The 25,545-nt window shown below is 69.9% G+C and carries 24 protein-coding genes and 1 tRNA gene; 20 read left to right on the plus strand and 5 right to left on the minus strand.

Features of this window, described 5'->3' with window-relative positions:
- Position 1 precedes the first annotated feature (1 nt).
- Positions 2-169, plus strand: coding sequence for a DUF4177 domain-containing protein (locus IT072_RS05255; RefSeq protein ID WP_223359879.1), 168 nt, complete (start codon positions 2-4; stop codon positions 167-169).
- Complete coding sequence (locus IT072_RS05260; protein ID WP_223359880.1) at positions 169-639, plus strand: RidA family protein; 471 nt, start codon at positions 169-171, stop codon at positions 637-639. Before IT072_RS05255 ends, IT072_RS05260 begins: the two co-directional genes overlap by 1 nt.
- Before the next feature lie 60 nt (positions 640-699).
- On the opposite strand, the gene acs is transcribed toward IT072_RS05260, so the two are convergent.
- Positions 700-2,649 (minus strand): acetate--CoA ligase, encoded by a 1,950-nt coding sequence (gene acs / locus IT072_RS05265; RefSeq protein ID WP_223359881.1) that lies wholly within the window; start codon positions 2,647-2,649, stop codon positions 700-702.
- Between the two features lie 345 nt (positions 2,650-2,994).
- Between acs and IT072_RS05270 the strand changes: the two genes are divergently transcribed.
- The 5 genes from IT072_RS05270 (at position 2,995) to IT072_RS05290 (ending at position 6,447) form a co-directional block, all read left to right on the plus strand.
- Positions 2,995-3,993 carry a TadA family conjugal transfer-associated ATPase gene (locus IT072_RS05270; RefSeq protein ID WP_223359882.1) on the plus strand — a complete coding sequence of 333 codons (999 nt, stop codon included), beginning with the start codon at positions 2,995-2,997 and terminating at the stop codon, positions 3,991-3,993.
- Positions 3,994-4,064: 71 nt separating this feature from the next.
- A complete protein-coding gene (locus IT072_RS05275) occupies positions 4,065-5,171 on the plus strand; it encodes a pilus assembly protein TadB (RefSeq protein WP_223359883.1) in 1,107 nt (368 codons plus the stop codon).
- 355 nt (positions 5,172-5,526) lie between these two features.
- Positions 5,527-5,682 (plus strand): DUF4244 domain-containing protein, encoded by a 156-nt coding sequence (locus tag IT072_RS05280; RefSeq protein WP_223359884.1) that lies wholly within the window; start codon positions 5,527-5,529, stop codon positions 5,680-5,682.
- On the plus strand, positions 5,657-6,058 hold the full coding sequence (locus tag IT072_RS05285) for a TadE family type IV pilus minor pilin (protein ID WP_223359885.1): 402 nt from the start codon (positions 5,657-5,659) through the stop codon (positions 6,056-6,058). The genes IT072_RS05280 and IT072_RS05285 overlap by 26 nt, the downstream gene beginning before the upstream one ends.
- The gene (locus tag IT072_RS05290; protein ID WP_223359887.1) at positions 6,058-6,447 is read left to right on the plus strand and encodes an Rv3654c family TadE-like protein; all 390 of its coding nucleotides are present in this window, start codon (positions 6,058-6,060) and stop codon (positions 6,445-6,447) included. The genes IT072_RS05285 and IT072_RS05290 overlap by 1 nt, the downstream gene beginning before the upstream one ends.
- Before the next feature lie 53 nt (positions 6,448-6,500).
- Here the strand turns inward: IT072_RS05290 and IT072_RS05295 are convergent, their stop codons facing one another.
- A complete protein-coding gene (locus tag IT072_RS05295) occupies positions 6,501-6,752 on the minus strand; it encodes a hypothetical protein (protein WP_223359889.1) in 252 nt (83 codons plus the stop codon).
- A 246-nt stretch (positions 6,753-6,998) separates the two neighbouring features.
- Here IT072_RS05295 and topA point away from each other — a divergent pair, with 246 nt between their 5' ends.
- From topA to IT072_RS05325, 6 genes are all read left to right on the plus strand, one after another.
- Complete coding sequence (topA, locus tag IT072_RS05300) at positions 6,999-9,779, plus strand: type I DNA topoisomerase (RefSeq protein ID WP_223359890.1); 2,781 nt, start codon at positions 6,999-7,001, stop codon at positions 9,777-9,779.
- Positions 9,776-10,393 carry a dTMP kinase gene (gene tmk / locus IT072_RS05305; protein ID WP_223359892.1) on the plus strand — a complete coding sequence of 206 codons (618 nt, stop codon included), beginning with the start codon at positions 9,776-9,778 and terminating at the stop codon, positions 10,391-10,393. The genes topA and tmk overlap by 4 nt, the downstream gene beginning before the upstream one ends.
- Positions 10,394-10,431: 38 nt before the next feature.
- Positions 10,432-11,598, plus strand: coding sequence for a DNA polymerase III subunit delta' (locus tag IT072_RS05310; protein WP_223359894.1), 1,167 nt, complete (start codon positions 10,432-10,434; stop codon positions 11,596-11,598).
- Positions 11,595-13,154 carry an alpha/beta hydrolase gene (locus IT072_RS05315; protein WP_442786786.1) on the plus strand — a complete coding sequence of 520 codons (1,560 nt, stop codon included), beginning with the start codon at positions 11,595-11,597 and terminating at the stop codon, positions 13,152-13,154. The genes IT072_RS05310 and IT072_RS05315 overlap by 4 nt, the downstream gene beginning before the upstream one ends.
- A 69-nt stretch (positions 13,155-13,223) precedes the next feature.
- Complete coding sequence (locus IT072_RS05320; RefSeq protein ID WP_223359896.1) at positions 13,224-13,919, plus strand: TetR family transcriptional regulator; 696 nt, start codon at positions 13,224-13,226, stop codon at positions 13,917-13,919.
- A gap of 91 nt (positions 13,920-14,010) precedes the next feature.
- A tRNA-Thr gene (locus tag IT072_RS05325) sits at positions 14,011-14,083 on the plus strand.
- Between the two features lie 42 nt (positions 14,084-14,125).
- Here the strand turns inward: IT072_RS05325 and IT072_RS05330 are convergent.
- The 3 genes from IT072_RS05330 to IT072_RS05340 all read right to left on the minus strand — a co-directional run bounded on the left by IT072_RS05330 (position 14,126) and on the right by IT072_RS05340 (position 17,508).
- A complete protein-coding gene (locus IT072_RS05330; protein WP_223357653.1) occupies positions 14,126-15,316 on the minus strand; it encodes an IS481 family transposase in 1,191 nt (396 codons plus the stop codon).
- Between the two features lie 148 nt (positions 15,317-15,464).
- Positions 15,465-16,517, minus strand: coding sequence for an ABC transporter ATP-binding protein (locus tag IT072_RS05335; protein ID WP_223359898.1), 1,053 nt, complete (start codon positions 16,515-16,517; stop codon positions 15,465-15,467).
- Positions 16,504-17,508 carry an ABC transporter ATP-binding protein gene (locus IT072_RS05340; protein WP_223359899.1) on the minus strand — a complete coding sequence of 335 codons (1,005 nt, stop codon included), beginning with the start codon at positions 17,506-17,508 and terminating at the stop codon, positions 16,504-16,506. Before IT072_RS05340 ends, IT072_RS05335 begins: the two co-directional genes overlap by 14 nt.
- Before the next feature lie 167 nt (positions 17,509-17,675).
- Between IT072_RS05340 and IT072_RS05345 the strand changes: the two genes are divergently transcribed.
- From IT072_RS05345 to IT072_RS05375, 7 genes are read left to right on the plus strand one after another with little or no spacing between them, the layout of a single operon-like run.
- Positions 17,676-18,884: a dipeptidase gene (locus IT072_RS05345; RefSeq protein ID WP_223359900.1), complete on the plus strand. Its 1,209-nt coding sequence runs from the start codon at positions 17,676-17,678 to the stop codon at positions 18,882-18,884.
- Positions 18,884-20,500 carry an ABC transporter substrate-binding protein gene (locus IT072_RS05350; RefSeq protein WP_223359901.1) on the plus strand — a complete coding sequence of 539 codons (1,617 nt, stop codon included), beginning with the start codon at positions 18,884-18,886 and terminating at the stop codon, positions 20,498-20,500. Before IT072_RS05345 ends, IT072_RS05350 begins: the two co-directional genes overlap by 1 nt.
- Positions 20,501-20,522: 22 nt before the next feature.
- Complete coding sequence (locus IT072_RS05355; RefSeq protein WP_223359902.1) at positions 20,523-21,485, plus strand: ABC transporter permease; 963 nt, start codon at positions 20,523-20,525, stop codon at positions 21,483-21,485.
- Positions 21,482-22,396, plus strand: coding sequence for an ABC transporter permease (locus tag IT072_RS05360; protein ID WP_223359904.1), 915 nt, complete (start codon positions 21,482-21,484; stop codon positions 22,394-22,396). The genes IT072_RS05355 and IT072_RS05360 overlap by 4 nt, the downstream gene beginning before the upstream one ends.
- 30 nt (positions 22,397-22,426) lie before the next feature.
- A complete protein-coding gene (locus IT072_RS05365) occupies positions 22,427-23,599 on the plus strand; it encodes a M24 family metallopeptidase (RefSeq protein ID WP_223359906.1) in 1,173 nt (390 codons plus the stop codon).
- A gap of 14 nt (positions 23,600-23,613) precedes the next feature.
- On the plus strand, positions 23,614-24,525 hold the full coding sequence (locus tag IT072_RS05370; protein WP_223359907.1) for an alpha/beta fold hydrolase: 912 nt from the start codon (positions 23,614-23,616) through the stop codon (positions 24,523-24,525).
- Positions 24,459-25,541, plus strand: coding sequence for an Lrp/AsnC family transcriptional regulator (locus tag IT072_RS05375; protein WP_223359909.1), 1,083 nt, complete (start codon positions 24,459-24,461; stop codon positions 25,539-25,541). Before IT072_RS05370 ends, IT072_RS05375 begins: the two co-directional genes overlap by 67 nt.
- Positions 25,542-25,545: the final 4 nt, after the last annotated feature.

Raw genomic sequence — 25,545 nt, forward strand, 5'->3', positions numbered from 1 at the left:
GATGCCGCGCTGGGAGTACCTCACGACGCCCCTGATGATCCACAACACCGCCGCCATCCTCAACAACTGGGGCTCGGAGGGGTGGGAGCTGGTGCAGGTGGTGACGGGTCCGGAGGGCGGTCTCGTCGCCTATCTGAAGCGCCCCGTGCAGGACGAGGCGGACGCCTGATGGCCGCCATCGAGGCGCGTCTCGCCGAACTGGGCATCGACCTGCCGGACGTCGTCCCGCCGGTCGCCGCCTACACCCCCGCCGTGATCGACGGCGGCCACGTCTACACCTCCGGCCAGCTGCCGATGGTCGCCGGCGCACTCCCCGCGACCGGCAAAGTGGGCGAGGGCCACGGCCTCGTTCCGGCCGCCGACGCCAAGGATTACGCGCGCACCTGCGCGCTCAATGCCCTCGCCGCCGTGAAGAGTGTGCTCGGCTCCCTCGACCGGGTCACCCGCGTCGTCAAGGTCGTCGGCTTCGTCGCCTCCGATCCCGCGTTCACCGGTCAGCCCGGCGTCGTCAACGGCGCCTCGGAGGTGCTGGGAGAGATCTTCGGCGACGCCGGAGTGCACGCACGGTCGGCCGTCGGTGTCGCCGTGCTCCCGCTCGACTCGCCGGTCGAGGTCGAGATCGTGGTCGCATTCGAGTAGTCCACGCCAGGAGACGACGGAGGGGCGGTGCCGGTCGGCACCGCCCCTTGCGTGCATCCGTCAGGACAGCTTGCTCTGGATCGAGCTCATGACCGCGGTGTCGGCGAGCGTGGTCGTGTCGCCCACCTCGCGCCCCTCCGCGACATCCTTCAGCAGGCGCCGCATGATCTTGCCCGAGCGGGTCTTCGGCAGCTCGGTGACGATGAAGATGTCCCGAGGACGGGCGATGGCGCCGATCTGCTCCGCGACATGCTTGCGCAACTCGGCCGCCACGTCGATCGACTGCGCCGTCTCGAGCTGGTTCTCCTTGATGATCACGAACGCGACGACGGCCTGGCCGGTCGTCTCGTCCTCGGCGCCGACCACGGCGGCCTCCGCCGTCAGCGCGTGAGCCACGAGCGCCGATTCGATCTCCGCCGTCGAGAGCCGGTGGCCGGACACGTTCATCACGTCGTCGACCCGGCCGAGCAGCCAGATGTCGCCCTCCTTGTCGTACCGGGCGCCGTCGCCGGCGAAGTACTTGTCGCCGAACTTCGACCAGTAGGTCTCGACGAACCGGTCGGGGTCGCCCCAGATGCCCCGCAGCATGCTCGGCCACGGCTCCGTGACCACCAGCAGGCCGCCCTGGTCCTTGCCGACCGGCACACCCGCCTCGTCGAGGATCTCGATCGAGACACCCGGCAGCGGCACCTGCGCGCTGCCGGGCTTGAGCGTCGTCACCCCGGGCAGAGCGGAGATCATGATGGCGCCGGTCTCGGTCTGCCACCAGGTGTCGACGATCGGGGTCCCGCCGCCGCCGATGACCTCCCGGTACCACATCCACGCCTCCGGGTTGATGGGCTCGCCGACCGACCCGAGCACGCGCAGGCTGGAGAGGTCGAACCGCTGCGGGTGCTGCCGGCCGAGCTTCATGAACGAGCGGATCGCGGTCGGCGCGGTGTAGAAGATCGAGACCTTGTACTTCTCGATGATCTCCCACCAGCGGCCCGGGTGCGGCGTCTCGGGGGTCCCCTCGTAGAGCACCTGGGTGGCGCCGTTGGCGAGCGGGCCGTACACGACGTAGCTGTGGCCCGTGATCCAGCCGACGTCGGCCGAGCACCAGTACACGTCGGAGTCGGCGTGGAGGTCGAACACGTTCTTGTGGGTGAACGCGGCCTGCGTGAGGTACCCGCCGGAGGTGTGCAGGATTCCCTTGGGCTTGCCGGTCGTACCCGAGGTGTAGAGGATGAACAGCGGCTGCTCGGCCGGGAACGCCTTGGCGACGTGGTCCGCGTCCACCTGGGCGATCTCGTCCTGCCACCACAGGTCGCGGCCCTCGGTCCAGGCCACCTCGTTCTCCCCGCGCTTGACGACGAGGACGTGCTCCACCGTGCTCTCGGAGCCCGACAGGGCGGCGTCGACCGCGTCCTTGAGCGGGAACACGCGGCCCTTGCGCCAGCCGCCGTCCGCGGTGATCACCAGCTTGGCCTCGGCGTCGTCGATGCGCGAGCGCAGGCTCTCCGCGCTGAAGCCGCCGAAGACGACGGAGTGCACCGCGCCGATGCGTGCGACGGCGAGCATCGCGATCACGGCCTCCGGGATCATCGGGAGGTAGATGGCCACGCGGTCGCCCGAACGGATGCCCAGGCTGGTGAGCAGGTTGGCCGCCTTCTTGACCTCCGCGGTGAGCTCGGCGTAGGTGAGCGAGCGGGAGTCGCCGGGCTCACCCTCCCAGTGGATGGCCACACGGTCGCCGTTGCCGGCGAGCACATGCCGGTCGAGGCAGTTGTAGGCGACGTTGAGCTCGCCGTCGTCGAACCACTTCGCGAACGGCGGGTTCGTCCAGTCCAGCGTCTTCGTGAACGGTTTGTGCCAGTGCAGGAGCTCGCGGGACTGGTCGGCCCAGAACCCGAGGCGGTCGTCGGCGGCGCGCTCGTAGAGATCGGCTGTCGCCACGGCGTGCGCGGCGAACTCCTCGCTCGGCGAGAACCGTCGGGCTTCATGGAGCAGGTTGTCGATTGTGTTGCTCATGGGGAGGCTGTTCGCTCCTTTGCGATGCTGAGTGTTCTGTCGTGGCGCGACAATGCCTGACTCTACAACCTCGGGCGGGCCGGTCCCACGGAGACTTGCGTTTGCATTGATTCCGCGTAAACTTGTCCCCGGCCGAATGTAAATTCGTGCGTGCGGCGCTAACGATTCCCCCCAATCCAGCGCCGCAGTGGCCGCACCTGTTCCCCCCAATAGGTGCGGCCCCCCTTTTTTAACCGGCATCCCCTAGCGCGCCGCTCGTCATTCCCAACCGCGGGCCTCTCGTCAGGACTCCACAGATCCTTCGGAGTCGTCCCGGTCCCGCCGTCTGTGCTCTTGGCTCGGAGGATGAGAGACGAGACAGCGAGCCCCGCTCAGCGTGAACCCGGTCTGTGGGAGACGTTCGGCATCCTGACGCCCTACCTCCAGCGACCGGGCGTGACCGACCTGTTCATCACCGGAGCGGGCGAGCTCTGGAGCGACGGCGGCCCACCGGGTCTCCATCGCATCCCGGATTGGAACCTGGACGAGCGTTCCGTCCGCCGCCTGGCCGTCGATCTGATCGGTCGTGGTGGGCGGCACATCGACGAGGCGACGCCGTTCGTCGACGTGCGCCTGCGCGGGGGAGTGCGCGTCCACGCCGTGCTCCCGCCCATCTCGACCGGGGGAACGCTCCTGTCCATCCGTATCCCGCGCGAGGAGGTCCTGACGCTGGAGGATCTCGCCGCCGCGGGCTCGCTGACGCCGGAGCAGGCTCAGATCCTGCGCGCGGCGGTCGCGGCGCGCACGAATCTGCTCGTCACAGGGGCGGGCGGGGCAGGGAAGACCACCCTGCTCGCCGCCATCCTGGCCCACGCGCCGCCGACCGAGCGGATCGTCGTGATCGAGGACGTCTCGGAGCTCCGCGTCCCGCACCCGCACGTCGTCGCGCTGCAGGCACGCCAGCCGAACCTCGAAGGAGCGGGCGGCGTGGATCTGCGTCGGCTCGTGCGCGAAGCACTCCGGATGCGACCCGATCGCCTCGTGCTCGGCGAGTGCCGCGGAGAAGAGGTGCGCGATCTGCTGAGCGCCCTCAACACCGGACACGATGGGGGAGCGGGCACGCTCCACGCGAGCTCGCTCGTCGACGTCCCGGCGCGCTTGGAAGCGTTGGGCGCTTTGGCGGGCCTCGGGGAGCACGCGCTCGCCCGGCAGGCGGTGAGTGCGATCGGGCTCGTCGTCCATGTCGAACGGAGGGGCGAGGGCCGCCGCGTGGCCGGATTCGCCCGCCTCGCGCTCGGCGGGGACGGCCGGCTGGGAGTCGTGCCCGCGCCGGGTGCCGACGAACAGCCCGGGGGCGGGGCATGAGCGGGAAGCGCGGGACGGCTGCGGTGCTACAGCGGCGACGAGCGGGCCGCGGGCGCGCGGCCGCGACACGAATGCGGGACGGCGTCCTCCGGCGTTCCGCTGCGTCGGTCGTCGGGACGGACGCCGACGCACTCGCCGGTGCCGCCGAGGCACTCGCGGTGCTCCTCGACGCGGGTGTAGCGCCCACGTCTGCGTGGCGGCACGTGGGGCGGGCGGGCGCTCCACCCTCGGTGCGCCGGGTGGCCGCGCGCATCGAGGCAGGGGCGGCCGTCGAGGATGCGCTCGCCGAGGAGTCGCTCGCCGAGCAGTCGGCGTCGGTTCGGCGGACGATGCGCGGGAGTGCGCGCCGACGGAGCCGCGACTCTCCGCAGGGGCGGCAGTCGTCGCGCGGGTTGCCGGATCCGCCGGCGTCGTCTGAGGCGGCCGTGCGCGCTGCCACGACCGGCGCGGGCCCGCCGGGCGAGGCGTCGGTGAGCGCAGGTGCGCTGGCGACGCTCGCCGCCGCCTGGGCCGTCGCGGTGGCAGCAGGGGCGCCGCTGAGCCCGGCGTTGCGGGGCGCGGCGGACGCGCTGCGGGACCGGGCGGAAGTGGCGCGGGATGTGGAAGTGGCGCTGAGCGGCCCCCGAGCGACGGCACGGCTGGTGAGCTGGCTTCCGCTGGCGGGCGCGGCGTCGGCGATGCTCCTCGGAGTCGACATCGTCGGAGCGCTCGGTTCCGGACCGGTCGGTGGGATGCTCCTCACCGCGGGTGCAGCCCTGGGGATCGCCGGGAGGAGATGGACGGCGAGTCTCGTCCGCAGGGCGGCCCCGAGCGGGGACGTACCGGGGACGACCGAGGAGCTGACGGCGATCGCCCTGAGCTCGGGGCTGTCGGTGGAGCGATCACGCCGCCTCGTCGCGGAGACGTGCGACCGGCTGGATCTCCCCGGTGGATCCGACGCCGCCATCGACGACATCCTGGAGCTGGCGGCGCGGGCCGGGGCCCCGGCTGCCGAGCTACTCTCCTCCTCGGCGGTGCAACGGCGGCGCACAGCCCGCGCTGCAGGACGCACCGCCGCCGCGCGACTCGGTGTGCAGCTGCTGATGCCCCTCGCTGTCTGCGTACTGCCATCGTTCCTGCTCCTGGGAGTCGCACCCGTGATGCTCGCCCTGATCTCCTCCACCGTTGCGGGGTTCTGAGCAGTTGTCCACCGATTCGGGTGACCGGCCCACGCGCCGACAGCTGTCGCGAAGGATGAGGAGCACCGGCCATCGGCCCGGACCGGTCGAGAGGAAAGGGGATGACGAGATGGGGGAGCGAGTGCTGAGAGAGCCATGGGCGGGGGAACGAAAGGTGCGGGAACGAAAGGTGCGGAAACGAAAGATGGGGGAACGAAAGATGGGGGAACGAATGGTGGGGGAGCGGGAGCACGTGCCGGAAGGGCGGACGCGGAGCGAGCGGGAGCCGGAGGAGCGGCCGACGACAGAACGGCCGGCCCGCTGGGCACAGCGGGTATGGCCGGCACGAGTCCGGCGGGCCCGGGCTTGGGAAGCAGTGCGGGACGAGCACGGCGCGGCGACGGCGGAGTACGCGATCATCACGGTCGCGGCGGTGGGCATTGCGGGTCTGCTGGTGGTCGTGCTGCGGAGCGACGAGGTGAAGAGTCTGCTCACGGAGCTGGTGCGTGGTGCTCTCACGGTCGCGGCGTGAGAGCGGCTCGCCCGGAGAGCCGCGCGGGTCCGAGCGAGAGAGGGGCAGCGTCACCGCCGAGTTCGCTGTCGCCCTCCCCGTGGCCCTCGTGTGCCTCGGGCTCGGCGTCGGCGCCGTGCAGGCCGGTGGACAGCAGCTCCGGTTGGCCGACGCCGCGGCGGTGGACGCGCGGCTGCTCGGCCGGGGTGATCCGCCCGTTGCTTCCGCGGTGTCCGGCCTCGAGGCGGAACGTGTGATCGATCGGCGGAGTGGGATGGTGTGCGTGACCATGACGGCCCACAGCGCCGTGGTGGGGCTGGGCGCAGCAGGGCTGCGGATCAGCGCACGAGCGTGTGCGGTGGACGAGGCCCGTGCCGAATCCGGAGGCACGGGGTGATGCCGGTGCGAGGCGCCGCATGGCGGCCGGGCACGTCCCGGTTCAGGGGCCGGCTGGGCGGCGAGTACGGAAGCGCGAGCGTCGTGGTCGTGACGCTGGTGGGGGCGATGGTCGCGGTCCTCGTCGCAACGCTGGCGGTCGGGGCCGCGCACCTTGCGAAGCGACGGGCGGCGACGGTCGCCGACCTGGCGGCGCTCGCCGCGGCGGACGCGGCGGTCGGGAGGATCGGAGGCGAGCCGTGCGAACTGGCCGACCGGGTGGCGGAGGAGAACGGCGCAGAACTGGAGGAGTGCCTGATGGCAGGTCTGGAGGCGACGGTCACCGTGGGCGTCGACATTCCGGGAGGCTGGCGCGCGGCCGTGAGTGCACGTGCAGGACCGCCGGGATGACCCGGGAGCACCGGGTGACGCGTTCGGCCGGGGAAGGTTCGGCCGGAACGGAGTCAGTCGAACAGCGTCTCCAGGTAGCGGTAGCCCACGGCGCTCGGCCGGTCTGCGTTGGCGTCGGTCCCCGAGTACTCGGTGTCCGCGCCGGCGGCGCGGACGTAGAGGTAGCGCTTGCCGCCTCCGGGGGCGGCGAGCTCGAGCCGGGGACGCGGGCCCCCGGAGGGGAGGAACTCGGTGGCGATCGTCTTGCCCTCGAGAGGTCCGTCGGTCAGCTTGGCGGTGTACGTCGTCAGTGATGTCGTTGCCATACCTCCATTGTCCTCGGCGCTCTGCCGTCCACAAGAGAGCACACGCGCCGTCCCTGCGCCCAGGGCGAACGGACGGCACCGGATTAGGCACACCCGAGGGCAAGGTGTGTATGGTTTGCCTGTTGGGCCACTCCGGCCCACGCTCGTCCGGCTTTGCGCCGAGGACCGGGCTCCGCGGCACAGACGCGGGAGCGTGCTACCGACATCCGGTCGGGGCGACATCGTCGTACATATAAGAGGAGTCAGGTGCCTGACACGAAGAAACTCGTCATCGTCGAGTCTCCGAACAAGGTGAAGTCGATCGCCCAGTACCTGGGCGACGGCTACGAGGTGATGGCCTCCGTCGGCCACATCCGAGACCTGATCGAGCCCAAGAACCTGCCGCCGGAGCTGAAGAAGGGGTCGCTCGGGAAGTTCTCGGTCGACGTCGAGAAGGACTTCGAGCCGTACTACGTCGTCTCCGATCAGAAGAAGAAGACGGTCGCCGATCTCAAACGCGCCCTCAAGAACGCGGACGAGCTCCTGCTCGCCACGGATGAGGACCGCGAAGGAGAAGCCATCGCCTGGCACCTCGTCGAGGTGCTGAAGCCGAAGGTCCCCGTCAAGCGCATGGTCTTCCACGAGATCACGCGCGAGGCCATCGAGAAGGCCCGCGACAACACCCGCGAGATCGACACTGCTCTGGTCGACGCTCAGGAGACCCGCCGCATCCTCGACCGCCTGTACGGCTACGAGGTATCGCCGGTCCTGTGGCGCAAAGTCGGACCCGGACTGTCCGCGGGCCGCGTTCAGTCTGCGGCGACGCGCCTGGTCGTCGACCGTGAGCGGGAGCGGCTCGCGTTCGTACCGGCGTCCTACTGGGGCCTGACCGCTCAGCTCGCGCCCGCGGACGCCACCGCCTTCCAGGCGCGCCTCGCCCGCGTCGACGGTACGCGCGTCGCGACCGGTCGAGACTTCGACGACCACGGTCGCCTCACCTCGGACGCCCGCACCCTCGACGAGGAGGCCGCACAGGCGCTCGCGGACGCGGTTCGCCGGCCGAGCACCGTCGTGACCGTCTCCAAGGTCGACTCCAAGCCGTACTCTCGTCGTCCCGCCGCGCCGTTCACGACCTCCACGCTGCAGCAGGAGGCCGCCCGGAAGCTCCGCTTCTCGGCCCGGCAGACGATGAGCGTCGCTCAGACGCTCTACGAGAACGGCTACATCACCTATATGCGCACCGACTCCGCGTCGCTGTCGCAGCAGGCCACGAACGCGGCCCGCACACAGGCGGCGAAGCTCTACGGGCCGGAGACGGTTCCCGACAAGCCGCGCACGTACGCCTCGAAGAGCAAGAACGCCCAGGAGGCGCACGAGGCCATCCGTCCGTCCGGCGAGGTCTTCCGCACCCCGAGCGAGCTCGAGAAGGTGCTGCGCGGCAACGAGTTCCGGCTCTACGACCTGATCTGGAAGCGGACCGTCGCCTCCCAGATGGCCGACGCGAAGGGGCAGACCGCCTCCGTCACGGTCGAGGCGTCCATCACGGAGGGAACCCTCGACGGCACCGTCGCCGAGTTCACCGCGAGCGGCACGGTCATCACCTTCCGCGGGTTCCTCAACGCGTACGAGGAGGGCAAGGACGAGGAGCGCAACGCCTCCGACGCCGCGGAGGCCAAGCTGCCGCCGCTGGAGCCGAAGCAGTCCCTGACCGTCGTCGAGGTCGAGGCCGACGGCCACGAGACCACACCGCCGCCGCGCTACACGGAGGCGAGCCTGGTGAAGGCGCTCGAGGAGCTCGGCATCGGCCGGCCCTCCACCTTCGCGAGCATCATCTCCACGATCATCGACCGCGGTTACGTGACGCAGCGCGGCCAGGCGCTCGTCCCCAGCTGGGTCGCGTTCTCGGTCGTCCGACTCCTCGAGGACTACTTCGGCGACCTGGTGCAGTACGACTTCACCGCCGAGATGGAGGACGACCTCGACCGGATCGCGGACGGCGAAGCCGAGCGGATCGACTGGCTCAACAGCTTCTACTTCGGCAGCGACAAGCACAAGGGCCTGCGCCGGGTGATCGACAATCTCGGCGAGATCGACGCGCGCAGCATCAACTCGATCGCGATCGATGAGGGCGTCACCCTGCGCATCGGCAAGTACGGCCCGTACCTCGAGGTCGCCGAGCCCGGCGCCGCGGAGGACGCCACCCCGCGGCGCGTCAACCTCCCCCCGGAGCTGGCCCCCGATGAGCTCACGCCCGCGAAGGCCCGCGAACTGATCGACGCCCCGGTGCAGACCGACCGCGTGCTGGGCTCGAACCCCGAGACCGGCAAGGTCGTCCTCGCCAAGGACGGCCGCTTCGGCCCGTACGTGACCGAGGCCGACCCGGAGCCCGAGCCGCAGGCCGACCCGCAGACGGGTGAGGTCGTCGAGGCCAAGAAGCCGGCGAAGAAGGCCACCGCGCCGAAACAGCGGACCGCGTCGCTCTTCAAGTCGATGGACATCGCGTCCCTCGACCTCGAGACGGCGCTCAAGCTCCTCGACCTCCCGCGGGTCGTCGGCATCGACCCGGAGAGCGGCGACGAGATCCAGGCGGCCAACGGCCGGTACGGCCCCTACCTGAAGAAGGGGACGGACACCCGCTCGCTGACCTCCGAGGACGACATCTTCACGGTCGATCTCGCGGGCGCGCTGGAGCTGTTCGCGCAGCCGAAGTACGGCAACCGCCGCGCGTCGAGCGCGCTCAAGGAGTTCGACGCGGATCCGGTCAGCGGCAAGCCGATCAAGGTCAAGGACGGTCGCTTCGGACCGTACGTGACCGACGGCGAGACCAACGCGACGATCCCGCGCGGGGAGACGGTCGACGAGGTCGACTTCGAGCGTGCTGTGCAGCTGCTCGCGGACAAGCGCGCCAAGGGGCCGGCCAAGAAGCCCGCGGCGAAGAAGGCGACGACGCGGAAGGCGCCCGCGAAGACGACCGCCGCGAAGACCACGGCCGCCAAGAAGTCCACGGCGGCGAAGAAGGCCCCCGCGGCGAAGCCGGCGGCCGAGTGAGCGGGTTCTTCATCACGTTCGAAGGGGGCGACGGGGTCGGCAAGTCGACGCAGGCCGCGCTCCTGACGGAGTGGCTCACCTCCCGCGGACGCACCGTCGTTCGTACCCGCGAGCCCGGCGGCACGGCTGCGGGCGTCGAGATCCGCGAGATCGTGCTCCACCATCGCGGGGACATCGCGCCGCGGGCGGAAGCACTGCTCTACGCAGCCGACCGCGCTCACCACGTCGCGACCCTCGTGCGCCCCGCCCTCGACCGCGGCGATGTCGTCGTGCAGGACCGCTACATCGACTCGTCGGTGGCGTATCAGGGAGCCGGACGCGTCCTCGGCGGCGACGAGGTGCGCGCCCTCTCGCTGTGGGCAGCGGAAGGTCTGCTCCCGGATCTCACGATCCTCCTCGACCTCGACGAGACGACGGCCCGTGCGCGCCTCGACATCTCCCGTACACGCTACGACCGCCTGGAGGCCGAACGAGCCGAGTTCCATGCCCGCGTTCGGGCCGCCTTCCTCGAGCTCGCCGCCGCGGAACCGGAGCGATTCCTGGTGGTGGACGCCTCCTTGCCCATCGACGAGATCGCCGCCGAGATCCGCCGCCGCCTCGATGGCCGCGTCTGACCGCGCCGGTGTCCTCCGTGCCCGCTAGCCTGGAACGCATGGCAGTGTGGGACGACCTGACGGGGCAGGACGACGCCATCGCCGTCGTGCGGGCCGCCGCCTCGGGATCCGACGCCCGCGGCATGACCCACTCGTGGCTGATCACGGGCCCTCCGGGGTCCGGCCGTTCCAACCTCGCCTACGCCTTCGCCACGGCGCTGCTCAGCCCGGGAACGCCCGAGGGTGACCTGGCGACGCAGCGACAGGTCGAGGCGCGGACCCACCCCGACCTCGCCGTGCTGAGCACCGAGCGCGTCATCATCTCCATCGACGAGGTGCGCACGCTCGTGTCCAGCTCGCAGTTCTCGCCCTCCGTCGGCCGATACCGGGTGATGGTGATCGAGGATGCGGACCGCATGAGCGAGCGCACCTCCAACGTGCTGCTGAAAGCTCTCGAGGAGCCGCCGGAGCGGACGGTCTGGATCCTGTGCGCCCCGAGCGACGCCGACCTCCTGCCGACGATCCGCTCCCGCGTCCGCACCGTGCGCCTGAAGGTGCCGAGCGTGGCCGATGTCGCCGCCCTGATCGAGCGCCGGGACGGCGTGGACGCCGTCACTGCCGAGCGCGCCGCACGGCACGCGCAGAGCCACATCGGGATGGCGCACCGCCTCGCGACCAACGAGGAGGCGCGCAGACGGCGTTCGGAGACCCTGACGCTCGCGCTCGGCATCCGATCCGTTTCGGACGCCGTCCTCGCCGCGGCGACGCTGCTCGAGATCGCGGGCGCCGACGCGAAGGCCATCACGGAGGAGCGGGACGCGGAGGAGCGCGAACACGCGCTCCGTTCCCTGGGCGTCGAACCGGGCGGCACCGTCCCGCCCGCCCTGCGCGGACAGCTGCGTCAACTGGAGGACGACCAGAAGCGGCGCGCGACCCGGAGCCTGCGCGACGGTATCGACCGGATCCTGGTCGACCTGCAGTCCCTCTACCGTGACGTGATGATGCTGCAGCTGCGCAGCGTCAGCGCGCTCGTGAACCTCGAGCTGCGGGAGCGACTGGAAGCTCTCAGCGCTCATTCGACTCCCGCCGATACGCTCGCCGCGATGGACGCGGTCGCGACCGCTCGCGAGCGGATCGACGGCAACGTCGCGCCGGCGTTGGCCCTCGAGGCCATGCTCACCACCATCCTTCGCGGCACCGCCGCGCGAAAGGGGACCGACCTGTGATCACCCGCTCGGGCCGCCCAGGCCCCCGTCGGCGCGTTCTGCGCACGGCCTCCGTCGCGATCGCGGCGATCGCCGCGCTCACCCTGACCGGCTGCGTCACATGGTTCATCCCGCCCAAGACCGCCGCGACCTCCTCCCCGGTCAGGGAGGAGGTCGCCGCGAACCTCAAGCCCTTCTACGAGCAGGTGCTGAAGTGGAGCAGCTGCTCCGGCGGGATGCTGTGCACGACCGCGAAGGCTCCGCTCAGGTGGGACGACCCGTCCGCGGGCGAGATCGAGCTCGCACTCATCCGCCAGAAGGCGAAGGGCACCAAACAGGGGTCTCTCCTGGTCAATCCCGGCGGGCCGGGCGCGTCGGGCTACGACTTCGTCAAGGACAGCGTCGGCTACGCGACCGACAGCACACTGCAGGACCACTTCGACGTCGTCGGCTTCGACCCGCGCGGAGTCGGCCGGTCGACCGCGGTGAAGTGCTACGACGCCAAGCAGATGGACGGCTACCTCTACGACATCACCCCCGGTGTCCGCGGCTCCGACGAGTGGATCGCCGCGAACACCACCGCATCGGTCGACTTCGGCGCGGCCTGCGCCAAGAACACCGGAGCGCTGCTCGACGAGGTCGACACGATGAGCGCCGCGCGCGACCTCGACCTGCTGCGCGCCGTGCTCGGCGACACGAAGCTCAACTACCTCGGCTACTCCTACGGCACCTACCTCGGAGCGGTGTACGCCGACCTCTACCCCGGCAAGACCGGCCGGCTCGTCCTCGACGGTGCGCTCGACCCCGCCGCCAGCAACTTCGACGTGACCAAGGTCCAGGCGCAGGGCTTCGAGAGCGCACTGCGCGCCTACCTCACCGACTGCCTCGGTCAGAAGGACTGCCCGTTCGACGGGACGGTCGACGACGGCATGAAGACCATCTCCGCTCTGCTGGCCTCGGTCGAGAAGAGCCCCATCCGCAACTCCGACGGCCGTGAACTCGGCGCGAACACCCTCGTGACCGCGATCATCTATCCGCTCTACGACGCGAACGGATGGTCGTACCTGAGCCAGATGTTCGAGTCGGTCATGCGCGGCAGCGCCTCTGTCGCCTTCACCCTGGCCGACGCGTACAACAGCCGAGACAGTGACGGCACGTATTCGGACAACTCGACCGAGGCGTTCATGGCGATCAACTGCCTCGACTACGCGTACGATGCCGATCCCGCGACCATGCGCGCGCAGGCCGCCGAGCTGACGCAGGACGCCCCGGTCATCGGGCCGTACATGGCGTACGGTGACATCGGCTGCGCCTCCTGGCCGTACAAGTCCACGGTCAAGCGGGGGCCGATCGCGGCGGCGGGCTCCGCCCCCATCCTGGTCGTCGGCACCACCAACGACCCCGCGACCCCGTACGTGTGGGCGAAGAACCTCGCCCACGAGCTGGAGAACGGCCACCTGCTCACCTACAAGGGCGAGGGACACACCGCCTACAACAAGTCGAACTCGTGCGTGAACGACACCGTCGACGCGTTCCTGGTGAAGGGGACGCTGCCGACCGAGGGCAAGACCTGCTGAGCGGGCCGGTGGCGTCACAGTTCGCTCGGTCGAGTGGTGCAATTTTGCAGCGGATGAAATAATCCAGGAGTGACTGTGGCCCCCGACTCCGCACTGGATCCCGAGCTCGGCCTGCGCGAGCGCAAGCGCATCGCCACCCGCCGCGCGATCCAGCTCGCCGCGCTCACCCTCACGAGCGAGCGTGGCTACGACGGTGTCACGGTGGACGAGATCAGCCATGCGGCGAACGTCTCGCCGCGGACCTTCTTCAATTACTTCCCCTCGAAGGAGGCGGCGATCATCGGGGAGCTCCCCGAGCTTCCGGGGGAGGATGACGTCGAGCGCTTCGTCGCAGCCGGCCCGGAGGAGCCCATCCTGCACGGAATGACCCTGTTGCTGATCGCGGCCATTGACGGCGGCGACCTCGGCGAGGCCGCGCAGAGCGCCCCGGGGGAGGCGGCGGCGACCCTGCAGGAGATGCACACCCTCCGGCGGGCACTCCTGAAAGACAATCCGGAGCTCTTCGCGCAGCGCATGGCCAGCATGCACACGTTCGAGGAAGCGTTGAGCGCCGTCGTCCAACGCCGTCTCGCGCACGACGACCCGGCTCTCGCGGAGGACGAGGAGGCCTTGCACCAGCGTGCCCGCCTCGTCACCTACGTGGCTTTCGCGGGGATGCGTCACGCCTGGTCGTGCTGGGCGGATCACGGCGGCGTCGAACCCCTCGCCGACCGCCTGCGCGCCTCCTTCGACCAGTTGCAGGCGCTCGGCAGCCAGGTGCACTGACCCGGCTCGCCTCCCGCGCCCGCATGGTCGTGAGCACCCCGCCCGATCGGGTAAGCTATCTGACTGTGCGCCGAGCGAGAGCCCGGCCCACGCCGCCCTAGCTCAGTCGGCAGAGCATCTCACTCGTAATGAGAAGGTCAAGGGTTCGATTCCCTTGGGCGGCTCCGTGTCTTGAGTCGCGACATAGGTCTCACCTGAGTCGCGTCTTAGGTCTCACGTGAAGAAGCCCTCGGCCATCGGCCGGGGGTTTTCTCGTTGTTGCGCCAGTAGCTGCGGGTGGGGTCGATGGTGTGGGTGGAGAGGATTTCGCCGGTGTTCAGGGCGATGACGGTGACGGTGGTGTCGTCGGCGAGGGCGAGGATGCGGGTTCCGCGGTGGTGGTAGCCGATGCCGAGGTGGTGCATTCGGCCGGCGCGGCGGAGGCTGACTTTGCCGCCTGTTCCGACGAGGTCGTAGCGGATGCGGTAGTGGCCGGGGGTGCGGGCCTGGGCGGGGAGCGCTTTCGGGGTGGCGCGGAATGCTTGCCCGGGTGTCTGCCGGTTCAGGGCGCGGTGGGGGCGGTGCTCGTTGTAGTGCTCCCGGAACGCGTCGAGCTGAGTCTGGAGCTCGGTCAGGGTGTCGGCGGCGGGCCGTGCGGTGAGCCAGCGTTTGAGGGTTTGGTGGAAGCGTTCGATCTTGCCTTGAGTTTGCGGGTGGCTGGGTGAGCCGTTCTTCTGGGTGACGCCGAGCAGGGGGAGCAGGTATTCGAAGGCGTTGCGGCCGCCGCCGAACCGGGCGGTGTAGACCCTGCCGTTATCGGTCAGGGTGGAGGCAGGGATGCCGTGCCGTTCGGTCGCGGTCAGGAAGCTGGTGACCACGTCGTCGCCGGTGACCGGGCGGTGTGCGGTGCAGGAGAGCAGGTAGCGGGAGTGGTCGTCCAGCCAGTTCAGGATCTCGATATCGGTGCCATCGGCCAGGCGCCAGTGGGTGAAGTCGGACTGCCAGGTCTCGTTCGGTTGCGCGGCCTGAAACCGGAGGTAGGAGGAGCGGGGCCGTTTCCGGGGTTCCGGGGTGATGAGCCCGGCGGTGTGGAGGGTCCGGCGGATCGTCGAGGTCGACGGAGCCTGCAGGTTCTCCTGTTCGAGGTGCCAGGCGATGGTGACCGGGCCGGCATCCAACCCGTTCCCGATCAGCTCAGCTCGCAATTGCAGGATCCGTTCCCGGACTTCGTCCGCGGTTCGCTGCGGGCTGGTGTGCGGGGCTCGGGAGCGCGGTTCGACCGCGTCCAGGCCGCCGTCTCGGTAGCGTGCGAGCAGCCGATGCAGGTGCCGGCGGGAGAACCCGTACTCGGCAGCTGCCGCCGTCACGGTGAGCTGTTTGGACACGATCTTCATCACGGCGACCCGAGCCTTCGACATGCCACCGACTGTGACGCATGTCCCGACTCACCAGGGACCTATCAACTGAGACCTATGTCGTGAACCCAGACACCTTGGGCGGCTCCGACGAACACGAAAGGCCCGCGGATGATCCGCGGGCCTTTCGTGTTCCCGGTGCGGTACTCGCCTAGCCTGCCAGCACCGCTTCCTCGGCGTGGTGGCATGACACGTCTCGCAGGGGGACGCCGGGGCCGGCCAGTGCGCGCAGCGGCGGCACGATATCGCGGCACTCGTCGGTCGCCATCCAGCAGCGCGGGTTGAAGCGGCAGCCGGCGGGCGGGTCGACGGGCGAGGGGGGCTCGCCGCCGAGGATGCGACGCCGGGAGAGGCGGCCGCGGCCCTCGCGGGTGGCGGTGGGGGTCGCCGAGAGCAGCGCCTGCGTGTACGGGTGCGACGGGTGATCGTAGACGGCCTCGGTGTCGCCGATCTCGGCGATGCGCCCGAGATACATGACGGCGACGCGGTCGGCAATGTGGCGGACGATCGAGAGGTCGTGGGCGATGAAGACGATGGAGACCCCGAGGCGGCGGCGGATGTCGCCGAGGAGGTTGATGACCTGCGCCTGCACCGAGACGTCGAGTGCGGAGACGGGCTCGTCGCAGACCAGCACGTCGGGGTCGAGTGCGAGAGCGCGGGCGATTCCGATGCGCTGACGCTGGCCGCCCGAGAACTGGTGGGCGAACCGGCCGAGCATGTCCTCGCCGAGACCGACGAGCTCCAGCAGCTCGACCGCACGGGCGCGGCGGGCTGCCCGGCCCATGGCGTGGGCAGCGGCGATGGGCTCGGTGACGATGTCGAGCACGGTCATGCGCGGGTCGAGGGAGGCGTACGGGTCCTGGAAGATCATCTGGACGCCCTGCCGCAGGTGCTTGCGGTCGCTCAGCCGGCCGCGGCCGACGTCGCGCCCGCGGTAGGCCAGCGTGCCCTCGTCCGGGCGCTCGAGGCCCACCAGCATCCGGGCGAGCGTGGACTTGCCGCAGCCGGACTCGCCGACGATGCCGAGCACCTCGCCGGCGTGGAGCTCGAGGCTCACGCCGTCCACGGCCGAGACGGTCGCGGGACGCAGCCGGGACCCCGTGGCGAAGCGGCGGGCCAGGCCGGAGGCGGCGAGCACGACCTCGCGGGCGCCCTCGCCGGGCCGGGGGAGGACGGCGGCGGTGCGGGGGTCAGACGAGTTCACCGATGAGCTCCTCGGATCGGAGGCAGGCGGCCCGCCTGCCGGCGGCGACCTCGAGCAGGGGAGGCCGGGTGGTGGCGCACGCGTCCACCGCGAGGTGGCAGCGCGGGTGGAACGAGCAGCCCTGCGGCACCCGGGCCGGGCTGGGCGGGGATCCGGGGATGGTGAGGAGGTCGGAGCCGCGCTGAGCGGCCTGCGGCACGGAGCGCAGCAGGGCCTGCGTGTACGGGTGCGCCGGGTGCGCGAACACGGTGTCTGCGGAGCCGCTCTCCACGATCCGGCCCGCGTACATGACGGACACGTGGTCGGCGACCTCCATCACGACGCCGAGGTCGTGGGTGATGAGCAGGATGCCCATCCCGAGCTGGTCGCGCAGCGAGCCGAGCAGGTCCAGGATCTGCGCCTGCACCGTGACGTCGAGGGCGGTCGTCGGCTCGTCCGCGATCAGGAGCTCGGGGTCGAGGGCGATGGCCATGGCGATCAGGATGCGCTGGCGCATCCCGCCGGAGAACTGGTGCGGGTAGTCGTCGACCCGTCGCGAGGGCGCGGGGATGCCGACGAGACCGAGCAGGTCGATGGCACGAGCACGGGCCTCCTTGCGGCTCGCTCCGCGGTGCACCCGGAAGAGCTCGCCGATCTGGTCGCCGATCGTCATCACCGGGTTGAGCGCCGAGAGCGCGTCCTGCAGCACGAGCGCGATGCGCTCGCCGCGGAGCCGGCGCCGTCTCTCCTCCGTCAGGTGCAGGAGGTCGATGTCGCGGAGCAGAAGCTCGTCCGCGGTCACCCGGGTGTGCTCGTCGCCGAGGCCCATGATGGCGCGGGCGGTGACGGATTTGCCGGAGCCGGATTCGCCGAGCAGGGCGACGAACTCGCCGCGGCCGACACTGAGGTCCACCGCGCGCACGGCCGGGATGTCCGGTCCGGAGCCGGTGAACGCGACCGAGAGGCCGCGCACCCGCAGCACCTCGTCGCCGGAGGGATTCGTTGTGTCCACGCAGACATCCTCGCATGTGAGTGATTTCCGGAATGTTTCAATCAAGAAACAAATTTGCCGAATTTTCAAACTCATGTTGACACAGATGCCGGATATCCGCGAGATTGTCTTCCACTGCGCCAGGTGCGCACTTCGACCACCACCTCACCAGGAACGAAGGAGAAAGCGTGCTCGACCCCTCCCCGCGCTACACCGGCTACACCGCCTACGACTACCTCGAGGCGGGCAAGGACTACCGGGAGTTCCGCTACGCCAAGCAGCTCGGCCGTGTGCCCGCCTACGCCGGTCTCGGCCTCAGCGACGCTCAGGCCGAGCGCACGACCCGCCTGCTCGCCGAGTCGACGGTGATCTCGCTGCACGACCACGTGCAGGTCTTCCCCGAAGACATGACCCAGCTCCGCGACCACATCCGCCAGGGCCGCGAACCAACCGGCTACGAGGGGCTCAGCCGCTCGGGTATCACGGCCGTCTTCGACAACGGGATGGACGGCACCTGCTGCATCTCGAGCGACGCGGGCTGGAAGTACCAGGACGTGCTCTTCGACCTCGGCGTGCGGATGGCAGACCTCGCCCACCAGGACTTCGTCATCAAGGGGGAGACGATCAAGGACATCGAGTACGCCGCGGAGACGGGCCGCATCGCGCACGTCTTCGCCCTCGAGGCCTCCACGATGATCGAGAACGAGGTCGACCGGCTCGACGTGCTCTACGGCTTCGGCGTGCGCCAGATGGGCATCGCCTACTCCGAGGCGAACACCCTCGGCTCCGGGCTCAAGGAGCGCGGCGACGGCGGGCTGACCTATTTCGGGGAGCGCGCGGTCGAGCGGATGAACAAGCTCGGCATCGCCATCGACGTCTCGCACTCGGGAGACCGCACCGCGGTCGACGCGATCAAGGCGTCCACCAAGCCGACGTTCATCACCCACGCCGGTGCCCGCGGTCTGTGGCCGACGAACCGCATGAAGACCGACGAGACGATCATCGAGTGCGCGAAGCGTGGCGGTGTGATCGGCATCGAGGCGGCGCCCCACACGACGCTGTCGCCGGCGCACCCGCGCCACTCGCTGGAGTCGGTGATGGACCACTTCCAGTACTGCGTCGACCTGGTCGGCCTCGAGCACGTCAGCTTCGGTCCCGACACGCTCTTCGGCGACCACGTCGGCCTGCACGACGCCTTCTCGTCGAACCTGTCCCTCGGGCAGGCCCACGGGACTGTCGACTACGAGAAGGTCGAGTACGTCGACGGCCTCGAGAACCCGGCCGAGGAGTTCTACAACATCATCGGCTGGCTGGTGAAGCACGACTACTCCGACGACGAGATCCGCGCCGTCGTGGGTGGCAACACTCTGCGGGTCCTGAAGGAGGTGTGGGTCTGATGCGCCCACGGAAGATCGCACTCACCGCGGCCGTGCTGGCCGCGTCGGCGCTGGCGCTCTGCGCCTGCGCCCCCAGCGCGCCGCCGGCCGCCACCTCGGCGACCGCCGGTTCGCAGACGCTGACGGTGGCCACGACCACCGACGTCGTGAACTACAACCCGCTGGTCGGCAACAGCCGCAGCGACTACTGGATCACGAACCTCATGTACCCGCACCTGCTGAGCATCGCGAACGACGGCTCGAAGGAGCCGCAGGTCGCGACCAAGTGGGGCTACGTGGACGACACCACCGGCTTCTACGAGATCCGCGACGACCTGAAGTGGAGCGACGGCGAGCCGCTGACGGCCGAGGACGTCGCCTGGACCATGAACGCGGTCAAGAAGGACAAGCCCTCCGGGACCTTCTACGGTCAGCTCACCAACCTCGACACGGCGAAGGCCGTCTCGAAGACCCGGGTCGAGTTCACCCTCACCAAGCCGGACTCGTCGATCGTCGACGAGATCGGCTTCTGGGGCAACATCGTCCCGAAGCACGTGTTCGAGAAGGCGGAGTCGGTCGCGTCGTTCCCGAACGACGGAAGCGACGGCGGCTGGGTCAGCGCCGGCCCGTACAAGCTCACCAAAGTGCAGGTCGGCCAGAGCTACACGCTCGAGCGCGTCGACGACTACCCGTTGGTCGAAGGCGGAACCCCGCTCTCCGCGTCGGTGGTCTACCGCGTGTTCCCGGACATCAACACCGAGATCCTGGCGCTGCAGAGCGGTGAGGTCGACGTGATCGCCAACGCCCTCCCGCCGGCGCAGGTCGCGAAGCTCAAGTCCACCAGCGGCATCGCCGTGGAGGAGGCCGTCGGGCTCGGCTACGCGCACATGACCTACAACATGAACAACGCGGACCTGGCCAAGGTCGAGGTGCGGCAGGCGCTCGCGCACGCCGTCGACTACGACGCCATCCGCAAGGTCGTGCTGCAGGGGCAGGCCGTCTCCACCGGCTCCAGCCCGCTGATGCCGGTGCTGAAGGACTACTACGACAAGTCGATCAAGGAGTACGCCTTCGACACCGACGAGTCGCGGAAGCTGCTGGAGAAGGCGGGCTACACCGCCGGCTCCGACGGGATGTTCCCGCTGAAGTTCCGCCTCATCTACTCGCTGCAGGACAGCGTCACCAGCCAGTGGGCGACCCTGGTGAAGGACAGCGCGGCGAAGGCGGGCATCGCGATCGAGCTGCAGGGCACGGAGCGCAACACGTACCTCGCGATGACCAACAAGGGCGACTTCGACATCTACGCCGGCAACTTCGCCATCATGGACGACCCGGTGACGAACATGACGCTCGCCTACCTGCCGGGCGGCGCCATCAACTACACCTACGTCGACGACGCGAAGCTCAACGACCTGATCGCCCAGGGCACCGCGACGACCGACAAGGACGAGAAGGTGAAGCTGATGCGGGAGGCCGCGAAGATCGTGCGGGACAACGTGTACGACAACATCATGTACACGCAGAACCTGTACTTCGCGCACTCCTCGAAGTGGACCGGCTTCGTCTCGAAGCCGAGCGAGTTGCTCTCCATCGTCAACCCGGTGTCGCTGGCCAGCGCGCACCCGACCGGCAAGTAACCGAAAGCAGAGGTACGCCCGCGTGTCCCGGTTCCTGTTCCTCCTCCCGCGGCTCGGCCGGGGTCTGCTCACGGTGTGGTTCGCCGTCACCGTGACCTTCCTCCTGCTGCGCCTGCTCCCCGGAGATCCGGCGCTGGCCGTCGCCAGCCCGAACATGACCGAGGACGCGCGGGCCGCCCTGCTCCAGCAGTACGGCCTCGATCAGCCGCTGATCGTGCAGTACGGGATCTACCTGTGGCAGCTCGTCCAGGGCAACCTGGGCGTGTCGTTCACGCAGTCGATCCCGGTCCTCGACGTGCTGATGCAGCGCCTCCCGTGGACGCTGCTCCTCACGGGCGCCGCGCTCGTGGCCACGGTGGTCGTCGGCATCCCGCTCGGGGTGCTGGCGGCCTCCCACCGCGGCCGGTTCCTCGACCGGCTGGTGCAGATCATCGGAGTCACCGGGCAGTCCATCTTCGTTCCGAGCATCGGCGTGCTGCTGCTGTTCGTCTTCGGGCTGATGCTCGGCTGGCTGCCCATCGGCGGGGCTTACGACCAGGACGCCTACGGGCTCGCCTGGTACGGGAGCGTCGCCGCCCACCTCGTCCTCCCCGCGCTCTCGCTGATGCTCGTGCAGCTCGGCAGCTACGTGCTGACGATGCGATCGACTCTGATCGACGCGCTCGGGGAGGACTACACCACGCTCGCGAAGGCGAACGGCCTGCCCTACCGCCGGGTGCTGTGGAAACACGCGCTGCGCAACGCGCTGCTGCCGACGACCACGCTCATCGGCCTGCAGCTCGGCTTCCTCGTGGGAGGCGCGGTGCTCACCGAGACCGTGTTCGCGTATCCCGGGATCGGCCGGGGCATCTACGAGGCCGTCACCCAGCTCGACTTCCCTGTGCTCCAGGGTGCGTTCCTGATGCTCGCGATCACGGTGGTGGTCGCGAACATGATCACCGACACCGTCTACGGTTTCCTCGACCCGAGAGTGAAGAAGGCATGACCGACGCGACCACCCAGAACGCGGCGACGGTCACCGAGGAGGCGGTCGGGCTCGAGCCCGTCGCGCTCGGGAACGGCCGCGCGAGCGCACAGACATGGAAGGCGTTCCGGCGCGAGCCGCTCGGGATGCTGGCGCTCGGCGTGCTCATCCTCCTCTCCGTCGTCGCGGTCGCGGCGCCGCTCATCGCCCCCTACCCGCCGAGCTACGGCGACCCGGTGCTCGCCCCGCCGAGCCTCGCGCACTGGTTCGGCACCGACAGCCTCGGTCGCGACGTGTTCGGCGAGGTGGTCTGGGGATCGCAGCAGAGCATCCTGGTGGCCGTCGCCGCCTCCGCCATCGCGATCGTCGTCGGCACCCTGATCGCCGTGGTCGGCGCCTACTTCCAGCGACTCGACGGTGTCATCAGCGTCATCGTGGACCTCACTCTGTCGCTGCCGGTGCTGCCGCTCATGATCCTCATCGCCGCGCTGGTCGGGCCGAGCACCGGGACGATCATCCTCGTCGTCGCCGCGTTCTCCTGGCCGGAGGTCACGCGCCTCGTCCGCTCGCAGGCGCTCACGGTGGTGCGGCTGCCGTACGTGGACGCCGCACGGCTGATGACCACGTCGCCGCTGTGGATCATCGTCCGGCACGTCGTGCCGGCCGTCACCCCGGTCATCGTGGTCTCCGTCGTGGTGACCGCCTCCCGCGCGGTGCTCTCCGCGGCGGGACTGGCGTTCCTCGGGCTGGGCGACCCGAACGTGTGGTCGTGGGGACGCATCCTGTACGAGGCGCAGCAATCGGGCGCCATGTCGAGCGCCTGGTGGCTGACGCTGTTCCCGTCCATCGCGATCCTGCTGCTCGTGCTCTCGGCGACGCTGCTCTCGATCGCCTACAACGACGCCCGCAACCCGCGGTCGCGCCGCCGCTGACCCACCCGCCCGTATCGACGAAGGAGGACCGTGTTCACCACCCGCCTGAGCGCCGACGCTCTCGACCGGCTGCAGGACCGCGTGCGCGAGCGCATGCGTTCGGAGAGCCTCGACGCCCTGCTGACAGACTCGCCCGAGGACGTCGCGTACCTGACCGGGTTCTTCCACCACCCGTGCGAGCGACCGGTCGCCGTCTGGCTGGGCGCCGACGGCGACGCCGTGCTGCTCGTGCCGGAGCTCGAACGCGAGAACGCCGAGCGGCAGCACGCTCGTGCCGAGATCGTCTCCTACGCCGAGTTCCCGGGCGTCGTGCCGCCGTTCCGTGCGCTGGCCGCCCGGGTGGGGCGTGCCGGCCGCGTGGGCTTTTCGACCGGCATGACCTGGGAGCGGCAGCACGCCGCCTTCACCGAGCTCGCCGTCGTCGAAGCCGTCCCCACCCCGATCGTGACCGTCGCCCGCTTCGTCAAGCTTCCCGAGGAGGTCGCGCTGCACGCGGAGGCGGCGCGGATCACCGACCTCATGCTGGAGGCGGGCGTCGCCCTGGTGCGCGAGAGCATCACGGCGGGCGCGACCCTGCCGACGGAGGCCGAGCTGGCCTCGCACGTCGGCGGGGTCGGCGTCGCCACGATGTACGCGGAGCACGACGACGTGATCGTCGTCTCGCCGCTGGCCGGCGGGCTCGTCTACTCCGGAGCGAACTCCGCGTACCCGCACGGTCTCCCCTCCGGGTACCGCCTCCGGCCCGGCGACACTTTCATGCTCTCGCTCGGCTGCGCCGTCGGCGGGCGGTTCGTGGAGGGCGAGCGCACCTTCGTGCTGGGCGAACCCAGTGCGGAGCAGCGCCGCTACCACGACGCGGTGCGGCTGGCGCAGGAGATCGGCGGCCGGGCGATCCGGCCGGGACGCGAATGCCGCAACGCCAACCGCAACTGCCTCGACGTGATCCGCGACGCCGGTCTCGGCGAGTATCTCCGCCACCGGCAGGGCCACGGGATCGGCCTCGGCATGCACGAGCCGCCGTGGCTCGAAGACGGCGACGGGACCCCGCTCGAGGCGGGCATGATCGTCTCGAACGAGCCGGGCATCTACATCCCGGGGCACGCCGGTTACCGGATCTCGGACAGCATGCTGGTGACGCCGGACGGCTCCCGCCCGCTGACCGCCTTCCCCCGCGACCTCGACTCCTGCACCATCGCCCTCTGAAGAAAGGACCAACCGTGACCGGAACCCAGGACGTCTCCCCGGAGTTCGCCGCCGCGACCACCACCGCCGAGTTCGTCGAGATCAACGGCAACCGCCTCGCCGTCGAGGTGCTCGGCCCCGAGGGTGCGCCGGTCATCATCACGCACCACGGCGCCCCCGGGCTCGGTTCGCGCGCCGAGCCTCGCGCCAGCTTCGGCCGGCTCGCGGACGAGTACCGCGTGGTCGTGTTCGACGCGCGCGGCTCCGGCGAGAGCGAGGGATCCGGGGAGTTCAGCCACGAGCAGTGGGCGGCCGACATCGACGCCCTCCGCGAGTGGATCGGCGCCGAGCGGATCATCATGGCCGGCGGGTCCTACGGCGGCTTCATGTCGATGGAGTACGCCATCCGGTATCCGGACCGCGTGCAGGCCCTCGTGCTGCGGGATACCGCTCCCGACAACTCCCACTCGGAGCTTTCGCGCGCCAACGCCCTCGCCTCCGACCGCGTCACGGTCGACATGGACAAGTTCGACCGGATCGACGAGGGACGCGTGCGCGACGACGAAGATCTGCGCGATTGCTGGCGTGAGATCCTCCCCCTGTACGACTTCGTCTACGATCCCGAGGCCGTCGAGCGCAAGGTCGCCGCGACCCCCTACCGGTACGAGGCGCACAACTACGCCTTCTCGAAGAACCTGCCGAACTATGATCTGAAGGGGGCTCTCCCCGGGATCAGCGCTCCGACCCTGGTCACGGTGGGGCGCACGGACTGGATCACGCCGGTCTCGTGCAGCGAGACGATCGTCTCGCTCATCCCGGACGCGCGGTTGGCGATCTTCGAGAAGTCGGGGCACTCGCCCCAGATCGAGGAGGCGGAGGAATGGACGGCCACGGTTCGCGGCTTCCTGCACCAGGTCGCGCCGCCCCGGTCGGGCACGGCCGCGTGAAGGCGCTCGACTCCCTCGACGAGCTCGACCGCAAGATCATCGTCGCGCTGCAGCACGACGGCCGGGCCAGCTGGACCGCCATCGCCGACATGGTCGGCAGTTCGACCGCGACGGTCGCGCGGCGCGGGCAGCAGCTGGTCGCCGACGGCGTCGTGCGCATCGCGATCGTGCCCGCGCTCGGCAGCTCGGGGCAGGTGGACTCGTTCCTCGTGCGCCTCAACTGCAGGCCAGGCACTCAGCTGGAGGTCGCGGCCGCGCTGGTCGCTCACGAAGACGTCCGCTTCCTCACCCTGGTGACCGGGCAGTACGACATCATGGCCGAGGTCGTCGTGTCCGGGGGAGCGGCGCACTACCCGAAGCTCATCCAGTCGCTGCAGTCCATCCAGGGCATCAAGCGCTGGCGCAGCGACATCATCATGCACGTCTACAAGGTGCGTCACGACTGGAGCCGCCAGCTCTACGCGGAGACCATGAAGCTGCCCGCCGAGATCGAGAAGACCTCCCTGGTCGACCCGGAGTACTGCGAGCCCGCGCACTTCGACGACGCCGACCGCCGCATCCTCGCCGAGCTGCGCGAGGACGGCCGCGTCACGTTCCAGTCGATCGGCGACAAGACCGGGATGAACGAGTCCAGCGTGCGGCGACGCTTCGACCGCCTGCGCGCCAAAGGATGTGTCGACATCCTCACCCTCGTCCCCGCCGCCGCGCTCGGGATGGGCGCCGAGACGCTGCTGCTCGTCCGGGTCGCGCCCGCGCGACTGGAGGCCGTCGCGGAAGCGCTCTCGACGTACCCGGCCGTGCGGTACCTCGCGGCCATCCTGGATGACAACTCCCTCTTCTGCGAGCTGATCACCCCGTCGGTCGCCGAGCTGAACGACTTCATCTCGCACACCCTGTCCGCCCTCGACGGCGTCGAAGGCTGGACCGGCGCGATGGAGCTGCTGTACCTCAAGCGAGGTTTCGTCGAGACCCCGTGGTGGCGCACGCAGGTGGGAGCCGGCGCAGCCGACGGGTGATGCG

The sequence above is a fragment of the Leifsonia sp. ZF2019 genome (assembly GCF_019924635.1).
Lineage (GTDB): Bacteria > Actinomycetota > Actinomycetes > Actinomycetales > Microbacteriaceae > Leifsonia.

Excerpts from the sequence above, each read along its gene's own strand:
- IT072_RS05255 (WP_223359879.1), top strand. The coding sequence starts at position 2 with ATGCCGCGCTGGGAGTACCTCACGACGCCCCTGATGATCCACAACACC.
- IT072_RS05260 (WP_223359880.1), top strand. The coding sequence starts at position 169 with ATGGCCGCCATCGAGGCGCGTCTCGCCGAACTGGGCATCGACCTGCCG.
- acs (WP_223359881.1), bottom strand. The coding sequence starts at position 2,649 with ATGAGCAACACAATCGACAACCTGCTCCATGAAGCCCGACGGTTCTCG.
- IT072_RS05270 (WP_223359882.1), top strand. The coding sequence starts at position 2,995 with ATGAGAGACGAGACAGCGAGCCCCGCTCAGCGTGAACCCGGTCTGTGG.
- IT072_RS05275 (WP_223359883.1), top strand. The coding sequence starts at position 4,065 with ATGCGGGACGGCGTCCTCCGGCGTTCCGCTGCGTCGGTCGTCGGGACG.
- IT072_RS05290 (WP_223359887.1), top strand. The coding sequence starts at position 6,058 with ATGCCGGTGCGAGGCGCCGCATGGCGGCCGGGCACGTCCCGGTTCAGG.
- IT072_RS05295 (WP_223359889.1), bottom strand. The coding sequence starts at position 6,752 with ATGGCAACGACATCACTGACGACGTACACCGCCAAGCTGACCGACGGA.
- IT072_RS05310 (WP_223359894.1), top strand. The coding sequence starts at position 10,432 with ATGGCAGTGTGGGACGACCTGACGGGGCAGGACGACGCCATCGCCGTC.
- IT072_RS05330 (WP_223357653.1), bottom strand. The coding sequence starts at position 15,316 with ATGTCGAAGGCTCGGGTCGCCGTGATGAAGATCGTGTCCAAACAGCTC.
- IT072_RS05350 (WP_223359901.1), top strand. The coding sequence starts at position 18,884 with ATGCGCCCACGGAAGATCGCACTCACCGCGGCCGTGCTGGCCGCGTCG.
- IT072_RS05360 (WP_223359904.1), top strand. The coding sequence starts at position 21,482 with ATGACCGACGCGACCACCCAGAACGCGGCGACGGTCACCGAGGAGGCG.
- IT072_RS05375 (WP_223359909.1), top strand. The coding sequence starts at position 24,459 with ATGGACGGCCACGGTTCGCGGCTTCCTGCACCAGGTCGCGCCGCCCCG.